A 6,415-nucleotide genomic window follows, 5' to 3' on the forward strand; every position below is an offset into this window, starting at 1 on the left:
AAAAAGGGAGTAAAAGCACCAAGATCAAGACCATATGTTCCAATAGCAAGAAGATGGCTTGCGATCCTTTGCAATTCAGCCATTATAACACGAATGTATTGAACTCGTTCCGGGACTTCTATGCCCATTAATTTCTCAACCGCAAGAACATAAGCAAGCTCATTACCCATCGCTGCAACATAATCCATCCTATCAACATAAGGGATAACCTGTTGATAATTTGTCATTTGCTCAGCATGTTTTTCAAAACAACGATGAAGATAACCAATATGAGGGATCACATCAACTATTATCTCCCCATCAACCACAAGTTCAAGTCGCAAAACTCCATGAGTTGAGGGATGTTGAGGACCCATATTTAAAATCATTGTATCGGTCTTCAATTCCCCCTTAACCGAGCGAGTCGTTATTTCAAATGTTGCCATTAAATTAACACCTGTTTTTATTTTTGGATCTATTTCAATATGGAATTTTCATGCCGTTGTAAAATTCAGGAACTTGAAAATCTTTTCGCAATGGATAACTTCCCTCGGGCCAATCATAAGGCATCAAAATCCGTCTCAAATCCGGATGTCCATCAAATATGATCCCGAACATATCGTAAGCTTCCCGCTCGTGCCAGTTTGCGCTCTTCCATACTGATTCAACCGATTGAACAACTGGATTTTCAACAGGAACTTTAACCTTTAAAACAAATCTATGTCCATGCTTCATTGAATAAATATGGTAGACAACCCCAAGAGCGCCATTTGCATAATCAACCCCACTTAAACACATCAAATAATCAAACGCAAGCTCAGGCTCATCCCTTAGAAATTCACAAATTTCTCTTATTCTATCCGGCTTAACCTCAAGATATGGCTCAACGATTGCATCAGCTTTAAATTCAACAATTGCATCCTCAAACTTAGATTTTATCCTTTCATATATTTCACTTGCCTGCATTATACATTCTCCCTCTATTTATTTTTCCTCTATATAAACTGGTGGCAATTTCTTTTTTACCAGACTTTCTCTGCGAATTTTCTCACGAAGCTTTATTATTCCCTCAAGCAATGCTTCAGGTCTTGGCGGGCAACCCGGAACATAAACATCAACAGGTATAACTCTATCAACGCCTTTTAAAACATGATAACCATGCTCCCAATATGGACCCCCACAATTTGCACAACTTCCCATTGATATCACATATTTCGGGTCGGGCATTTGCTCATATAACCTTTTCACGCGAGAAGCCATCTTTAAAGTTACCGTCCCAGCAACTATCATCAAATCCGCCTGCCTTGGTGTTGACCTCGGAATTATACCAAATCTCATAATATCAAAGTGAGATGCAGACGCAGCCATCATCTCAATTGCGCAACACGCAAGCCCGAACTGCATCATCCACAAAGATGATAACCTCGCCCAATTTAAAACATCTTCAACCGTTGTTATGACAATATTTTCATTTTCAAATCTTTTGTCCAAAAGTCCCATTTTACCTTTCCCTTAAATTTTTAAATTTCAACCTTCTCTGATTTTGATTCCATAAAAGACTCCTTCAATTTTGAAACCTCAAGATATGTAGGTCTTGGTTTATCCCATTCAAGATCCCCCTTCGCCCATGCATAAACATAGCCAAGGATCAAAATTAATAAGAAAACCACCATCTCAATGAAAGCAAATAACCCAAGTTCCTTATAAATCACAGCCCAAGGAAATAAAAACACAACCTCAACTTCAAAAATCAAAAATATCAAAGCAACAGTGTAAAACCTGATATTAAACCTAATCCACGGATTTCCTACTGGCTCTTCCCCGCATTCATAAATTGTGGATTTCTCGGTATTTGGTCTGTGAGGGCGAATAAAACGATTTACAATTAAAGCACCAGCAACAAAAAATACACTAATGATTAAAAACAATAAAATCTTCACAAATTCATTCAACATAAAGTTCCTTTTTTAATTTTTACTCAAAGCAAGAAACTTCTTGAGAAATACCTCAAGGGCGATCATCTCACAAAAACACCCCATATACCCAAGCAAAACGTTTCACACCATTTCAAAAAATTTAAGCGACATCTCAAAACTTAAATTCAAAGAACTCTTTGCAAATATATCAAAACAGATGGACAAATTCAAATTTTAATTCATCAAGGCACAGGTAATTTTTTTCTTTTCATAAATCTTAACCAATCAACATTCCGCTCAAGCAATGGGACAGCAAGAATTCTATTATTAAACCCGAGAAAACGAACAACAATTGTATTTATGTATGTAACTTCAACGGATTTCAAAACTTCTGGTTTAACGCTCACATCATATTTCTCAGCAAGAGAAGCTATCAATCTATTCAAAATAACGCTAAATGTATCATAATTTACAACATAAAGCGTATCCTTCGGCTTTCTCTTGTCAATAAGTTTGAAAATTGAATAACCCTCATCTGTGTAAAATGGACCATAAACTTCTCCGATCTCAAGCGTGCTTGCAATTTGCCCTATTTCCCCAAGCTGGGTTGAAAGAACATAACCTATTATCCCTTCGTTTTCTCTTGCCCATTCTCTCTTTGTAAACTTTTTCGCAAGTTCCCCCATGTCATACCCAGATTTAACAAGTTTTAAAATTGAATCAGCAAGCTCAATATCATCAACAAGAATTTCTTGAATCTTTATCTCCCACACTTCCCCCTTGGTGGTTGAATAACTTTTCAAAAGCTCTTCCGCTGAAATAAAATTGCTAAATTTTAAGGAATCAAGAAGCATTTTCTTAACAGCATAAGCAAGATAAGCATCGCGCCACATCTCCATGTCCTTTAAAACATCCGGGGACTTATCCAAACCACGCCTGTATCCTTCAAAAGCAAGAAATTCCTCATTAATTATCGTCTTCAAAAGGTTATTCAATGTTCCTCCAACACTTTGCCTATCAGAATGTAGAACGAAACCTTTGAAAGAAATTTGATCTATCACATAATCAAGCGTTCTATTAAAACTATCACCCTTAAGAAAATAATGGTCAAGATAGTTCGCAAGTTTTGATTTTATATCCAGAAAATCATCCCTCAAAAGAGCAAGAGGATAAACTGAGATATTTTCAGCCCTGCGGACATATTTCTTTTTCTCAACGAGATTATTTATTTCCGTGTAAAGAAGTTTTAAAAGTTGTGCATCAACTTTTAACATTTTCCCCTTTCCAAATTCATTAACGAACTCAACAAATCTTTGCCTTTCCTTCCGATCTTGAATTATCTTTCTAACCTGACTTTTAGCACTCTCAATTTCATCGGGGCTTAAACCAAACTTTGATGTTTTATTTGCAAGCCTGATTATATACCAGAGCGAATCAACCTGAATCGGCTGATAAATCTCACCAACTGAAAGATATTCATAGACGACTTTTTCAATCGGTTCGTAAATCTCACCCCATCTTAACTTTTCAATATTATTTTCCTGCCCAATTTTTGCCATTAGGCTATCAAAATCCTCACCGCTTTTCAAAAGCCCCCAAAGCGAGTCGGCTAAATTTTTTGTTTCTGCAACTATGTAATGAAGTTCAACTTCTGTATTATACTTTGGGAGCGCCTCAATAATTTCCTTTTCAGAAACATTAACTTTGTTTTTAATTTCCTGTTTATAAAGTGCATCAAGAACGAGAAGTTTTTCAGTTTGTTGAATTGCCCTTTCAACCTCGGGATTTTCATCAAGCCCAAGTTCAAGCCCCTTAAGAGCAAGCAACTTTTCGGCAATCATTGAATATAAAAACTCAAGCTTATTTTTATCAACTTGATTTTTCCTCTCTTTCCCTTGCCATATCGTAAGTTCGTATCTTTCAATAAAGTCACGCACCGTTACAGTTTTGTTTCCCACTTTTGCAATTGTATCATTTCCTATCCGTGCGGATTTTGAAGGGAATTGTGAGCGAAGAATTTGCGTTAAAACAAACGAAATCAAGAAAACCAGCGTAATTTTTCTCATTTGCAAGCACTTGTTTTATTTCTTATCAAAGTTAAACAAAATAAAGTTAATCTTCAATAACTATTTTGTATTTTTTCGCCAGCTTGATTAAATTAAAACCTGATTTTCAAAACAAACATGTTCACAAAACAAAAAATGAAAAGAATAGGCGTATTTACAAGTGGTGGTGACGCACCAGGAATGAACGCCTGTGTAAGGGCAGTCGTAAGAGCAGGAATTTACTACGGTCTTGAAGTCATCGGAATTGGTCACGGATATCAAGGTATGATAAACGGTGAATTTATACCATTGCAGGCAAGATCCGTATCAAACATTCTTCAGCGTGGTGGAACAATTCTGAAAACCGCAAGATCCGAAGAATTCATGACAAAAGAAGGAAGGGCAAAAGCAGCAAAAAATCTAAAAGACCACGGAATAGAGGCTCTTGTTGCAATAGGTGGAGATGGCACATTCCGGGGCGCTGTTGCCCTGTATGAAGAGCATGGAATTCCATCCGTTGGGATTCCCGCGACAATTGACAATGATTTATACGGAACTGATTACACCATCGGATATGATACCGCAGTTAACACAGCCCTTGAATCAATTGACAAGATCAGAGATACAGCAGATGCACATGATAGGCTATTTTATGTTGAGGTTATGGGAAGAACGAGTGGCTTTATAGCAGTTGAAGCTGGAATAGGTGGAGGTGCTGAATATATCGCAATTCCAGAAGAACAGACTGATTATGAGGAAATAAGAAATGTTTTAAAGGGCTTCCGAAAAGACAAGACAAGCAGTATAATTATCGTCGCTGAAGGGGACGAGGAAGGAGGCGCATTTAAGATAGCAAAGAAAGTGAAAGAACTTTACGGATTTGACTACCGTGTCGTTGTACTTGGACATATACAGCGTGGCGGGGCACCAAGTGCAAGAGATAGAATCCTTGCAAGCAAACTTGGCGTCGCAGCCGTTGAAGCATTGATAAATGGAAAATTTAATGTAATGGTTGGAGAAGTAAAAGGAGAAATTAAACTTACACCACTAAAAGAAACTTTCAATAGAAGAAAAGAACTTGATCCATATCTCCTGAAAATCGCAAAAATTTTATCAATATGATCGTAAACTTACCTCCTTCCTCTCCCTCTTTTCAAAAATTGAAATTTTACCGCCACTATAAATTTGTATTAATTCATATGCAGTATCAAAATCTCTGCCTATATCCTCAGGGCTATGGGCATCTGAGCCAACGGTTAGGGGGATTTTATATTCCCTTACAATTTTAAGTATCTCCACCGAAGGATAAATTTCACCAACTTTATGCCTTAACCCAGATGTGTTAATTTCAATACACAAGCCATTTTCCTTGATGAGTTTCAAAATTTCCCTTATCAACTCCTCAAAATTTTTATCTGCATGATGTCCAAACTTCTTTATCATATCAAAATGCCCAACTATATCAAAAATCCCTGACTTGACAAGTTTTTTAATAGTTTGATAATAATCCTCATAAACTTCATTTACATCTTTCCCTTCCCATTTCCATGCCTCCTTATGGCTTGCGATATTCCATCCATCAAGAAAATGAACTGAACCGATGACATAATCAAAATCACCATTTCGGACAAAGTCCCTGACGAAATCAATTTTTCCATCTATAAATTCAGCCTCAATACCAAATTTTATTTTGATTCTCTCACCGAATTCATCACCACGCCTGACTCAGCAATTCGTGGGGTTGCTGAAAATCTTTGTAAACTTGAAAATTTGAATTTTAAAAATCTCGTCGTTTACCATACTTCTGGAGTTCTTACAAGCGATGTTCTTTCGTGTTTGCATTGGCTTGGTGCTGAGATTGGGTCTCTTCATCCTGTTTATTCTATTTCACACTTTGATTATTCCATTGATGAGATAAAAAAGATAAAATTCACACTTGAGGGCAGTAGAAAAATTTACGATATAACTAAGTGGATTTTTTACAATTTTGACTTCAACGTTTTTCCAATTGAAAAGTCGCAGAAAATTCTTTACCATATTGCCTGTGTGTTTGCGTCAAATTATATGATTTCACTTCTTCATGCGATTGATGAAATTTTGAAGAAGGCAAACTTAAGCATTGACAATAAATTTCTCTCTCCGCTTATTGAAATTTCACTTAAAAACGCAGATGAATTGGGGGTTGTAAACGCCCTCACAGGACCGATTGAAAGAGGTGATATTGAAACTGTAAGGCTTCATCTTGATGAATTTAAAAATAAATTTCCCGAAATTCTGCCACTTTATTCATCGCTTGCAATTGAAACCATAAGGGTTGCCTTTAAAAAGAAGAGCATATCCGTAAATCTTGCCTCTAAAATGCTTGACCTTGTAAGTTCATATATTGGAAGAAAATGAAAACAAAGTTGAAATTCAACTGTGGTTGATTATCATACTCATACAAAACTTTGTAAGCATGCGAGGGGTGAGATAAAA

At 36.5% G+C, this 6,415-nt stretch carries 6 protein-coding genes and 2 pseudogenes; 2 read left to right on the plus strand and 6 right to left on the minus strand.

Going from position 1 to position 6,415, the window contains the following annotated elements:
* The 5 genes and pseudogenes from AT685_RS07870 to AT685_RS07890 all read right to left on the minus strand — a co-directional run.
* Positions 1 to 425: pseudogene (locus tag AT685_RS07870) on the minus strand (NADH-quinone oxidoreductase subunit D); the annotation flags it as partial.
* A 34-nt stretch (positions 426 to 459) separates the two neighbouring features.
* Complete coding sequence (locus AT685_RS07875) at positions 460 to 945, minus strand: NADH-quinone oxidoreductase subunit C (protein ID WP_072152209.1); 486 nt, start codon at positions 943 to 945, stop codon at positions 460 to 462.
* 18 nt (positions 946 to 963) lie between these two features.
* Positions 964 to 1,479, minus strand: a complete 516-nt coding sequence (locus tag AT685_RS07880; protein WP_072152210.1) for an NADH-quinone oxidoreductase subunit B — start codon at positions 1,477 to 1,479, stop codon at positions 964 to 966.
* A gap of 20 nt (positions 1,480 to 1,499) precedes the next feature.
* Positions 1,500 to 1,934: an NADH-quinone oxidoreductase subunit A gene (locus AT685_RS07885; protein ID WP_072152211.1), complete on the minus strand. Its 435-nt coding sequence runs from the start codon at positions 1,932 to 1,934 to the stop codon at positions 1,500 to 1,502.
* A gap of 203 nt (positions 1,935 to 2,137) precedes the next feature.
* Positions 2,138 to 3,961, minus strand: coding sequence for a peptidylprolyl isomerase (locus tag AT685_RS07890; protein ID WP_072152212.1), 1,824 nt, complete (start codon positions 3,959 to 3,961; stop codon positions 2,138 to 2,140).
* A 135-nt stretch (positions 3,962 to 4,096) separates the two neighbouring features.
* Here AT685_RS07890 and pfkA point away from each other — a divergent pair, with 135 nt between their 5' ends.
* Positions 4,097 to 5,062 carry a 6-phosphofructokinase gene (gene pfkA / locus AT685_RS07895; protein WP_072150029.1) on the plus strand — a complete coding sequence of 322 codons (966 nt, stop codon included), beginning with the start codon at positions 4,097 to 4,099 and terminating at the stop codon, positions 5,060 to 5,062.
* Here pfkA and AT685_RS08300 read toward each other — a convergent pair.
* Positions 5,054 to 5,638: pseudogene (locus tag AT685_RS08300) on the minus strand (histidinol-phosphatase); the annotation flags it as partial. The gene pfkA and the pseudogene AT685_RS08300 sit on opposite strands and share 9 nt — an antisense overlap.
* 72 nt (positions 5,639 to 5,710) lie before the next feature.
* Here AT685_RS08300 and AT685_RS07905 point away from each other — a divergent pair.
* Positions 5,711 to 6,337, plus strand: coding sequence for a DUF2520 domain-containing protein (locus AT685_RS07905; protein ID WP_072152214.1), 627 nt, complete (start codon positions 5,711 to 5,713; stop codon positions 6,335 to 6,337).
* Positions 6,338 to 6,415 lie beyond the last annotated feature (78 nt).

It is taken from the genome of Candidatus Kryptobacter tengchongensis, from assembly GCF_001458555.1.
GTDB classification, from domain to species: Bacteria; Bacteroidota; Ignavibacteria; order Kryptoniales; family Kryptoniaceae; genus Kryptonium; species Kryptonium tengchongense.

Coding starts and splice junctions, on each gene's coding strand:
- AT685_RS07890 (WP_072152212.1), bottom strand. CDS start 3,961: ATGAGAAAAATTACGCTGGTTTTCTTGATTTCGTTTGTTTTAACGCAA.
- AT685_RS07880 (WP_072152210.1), bottom strand. CDS start 1,479: ATGGGACTTTTGGACAAAAGATTTGAAAATGAAAATATTGTCATAACA.
- AT685_RS07875 (WP_072152209.1), bottom strand. CDS start 945: ATGCAGGCAAGTGAAATATATGAAAGGATAAAATCTAAGTTTGAGGAT.
- AT685_RS07885 (WP_072152211.1), bottom strand. CDS start 1,934: ATGTTGAATGAATTTGTGAAGATTTTATTGTTTTTAATCATTAGTGTA.
- pfkA (WP_072150029.1), top strand. CDS start 4,097: ATGAAAAGAATAGGCGTATTTACAAGTGGTGGTGACGCACCAGGAATG.